The sequence below is a fragment of the Neisseria sp. P0006.S009 genome (assembly GCF_051962915.1).
GTDB lineage: Bacteria > Pseudomonadota > Gammaproteobacteria > Burkholderiales > Neisseriaceae > Neisseria > Neisseria subflava_E.
The window spans coordinates 1-229 of the sequence record NZ_JBQCUV010000036.1 but is presented as its reverse complement, the minus strand read 5'-3'; the positions used below and the strand labels follow the sequence as shown (position 1 = coordinate 229).

Sequence of the window (229 nt, the reverse complement as noted above, 5' to 3'; positions counted from 1 at the left end):
ATTATTGACCCACCTGTCTTACTACATAGGTTGTAGGAATAGGCAATTTGGCAGCTGCCAATTCAAATGCTTCACGAGCCAAAGAATCAGGAACACCGTCAATTTCGTACAATACTTTGCCTGGTTTAACTTCAGCAATGTAATATTCAACATTACCTTTAGCGCCACCCATACGAACATGAATAGTTTTCTCTGTAATTGGTTTATCAGGGAATACACGAATCCAAAT

1 protein-coding gene is annotated in these 229 nt (G+C 38.9%); it reads right to left on the bottom strand.

The genetic code is table 11. The features are described from left to right. Nucleotide 1: 1 nt before the first annotated feature. The coding region (rplP, locus tag ACTHTK_RS10365) for a 50S ribosomal protein L16 (protein ID WP_440379757.1) at nucleotides 2-229 on the bottom strand (228 nt) is incomplete at its 5' end.